General features: G+C 75.6%; 2 protein-coding genes. One reads left to right on the forward strand and one right to left on the reverse strand.

The features are described 5' to 3' along the window. Positions 1-115 precede the first annotated feature (115 nt). Positions 116-991, forward strand: coding sequence for an NmrA family NAD(P)-binding protein (locus tag ACSNOK_RS32975; RefSeq protein WP_436784464.1), 876 nt, complete (start codon positions 116-118; stop codon positions 989-991). 33 nt (positions 992-1,024) lie between these two features. On the opposite strand, the gene ACSNOK_RS32980 is transcribed toward ACSNOK_RS32975, so the two are convergent. Next, positions 1,025-1,519 (reverse strand): DUF6314 family protein (locus ACSNOK_RS32980; protein ID WP_436784465.1); only part of this gene is annotated, 495 nt, incomplete at its 5' end.

Below are 1,519 nucleotides of genomic sequence, written 5' to 3' on the forward strand. Positions count from 1 at the left end.
GAACGGGGGAGGCCGGGTGGCAGGCGGGGGCCCGAGGCGGTCGGCGGACGGGCGGACATGGGGCGCGGACGTTCGCCCATGTCCCGCTTCTCGGCCGCCGAGTTGACTTTCCTCCATGTCCAAGAGCGTTTTCCCTTCCGTCCCTTCCCCCGACTCGCGTTCCGTCCTGGTCCTCGGCGCGACCGGCAAGACCGGCCGCCGCGTGGTGCGCGAGCTGCGCGCCGCGGGCGTGCCCGTCCGGGCCGCGTCCCGCTCCGGCGAGGTCCGCTTCGACTGGACCGAGCCCGCCACCTGGTCCGGCGCCCTCGACGGCGTCTCGGCCGTCTACCTGGTCGCTCCCGACGAGGGGTACGAGGCCGTTCCGGAGTTCACGGCACAGGCCGTAGAGGCGGGCGTCGGCCGGTTCGTGGCCCTCTCGGGCCGGGGCATCGAGCACATCGGCCCGGATTTCGGGCAGGGCATGGCCGCGGCCGAGGCGGCGGTGCGCGCGTCCGGCGTGGAGTGGGCCGTCCTGCGGGCCAACAACTTCGACCAGAACTTCGACGAGGACCTCTGGCGCGAACCCCTGCGCGCCGGCCGCCTGGCCCTGCCGATCGGGGACGTCCCCGAGCCGTTCGTCGACGCGGACGACGTCGCGGCGGTGGCCGCGCGGCTGCTCACGCGCGCCGCGCACACCGACGGCGTGACCGAGGTATCCGGGCCCCGAGCCCTGACTTTCGGCGAGGCCGTGGCGGAGATGGCCCGGGCGGCCGGACGCGAGATCGACTATGTGGAGCTGTCCCCGGCGGAGTACCACGCCGACCTGCTGGCCGCCGGCGTCCCGGAGTCGGCGGCCCGGGCTCTCGGCGCCCTGTTCGCCCTCCACCGGGAGGGACACACGGCCGCCCCGACGGACGGGGTCCGGCGCCTGCTGGGCCGGGAGCCGGTGGACTTCACGACGTACGCGGAGCGGGCCGCGGCGGCGGGAGCGTGGGCAAGGGCAGGGGTTTGAAGATCGGGGGCTTCGGTGTGAGGTGGGTGGGGTTCAGCGCTGCGACGGGTGGGGCTCGCGCCGGTACACCGAGAGCTGGAGCAGGTCCTTGGCGGGGCCCGTGGTGCGCCAGGTGAGGTGCCATTCGTCCGGCGAGACGACGGTGAACGTCCCGTCGTAACGGTCCCGGCCGCAGGGGTGGTGAGGGGTCCAGCGCCCGGTGCGGAGGTCCAGGGAGTGGAAGGGACGGCCGTCGGCGAAGGTGACGTCGGCCGTGCCGTCGGGGCGGCCGTGCAGCAGGAGCGTCCGGCCCGCCCGGTTGGTGGTGCCGTTCCAGGTCAGTTCGCCGTCCTCGACGTGCGAGAGGCGTGCCGGGTCGGCGGCGTCCGGGGCGAACGCGGCCGTGCCGTGGAAGGTGCCTTCCAGGCCGGTGGCCAGGTCGTGGAGGGTACGGCCGACCGCCCACCGGCCGGCCAGGTAGGCGACGGCGTCCGGGACCGGGTGCGGTGTCCCGGCGGGCGCCGGGGCGGGGGCCGGGGTCGTCGGGAG

It is taken from the genome of Streptomyces sp. URMC 126, from assembly GCF_051386555.1.
GTDB lineage: Bacteria > Actinomycetota > Actinomycetes > Streptomycetales > Streptomycetaceae > Streptomyces.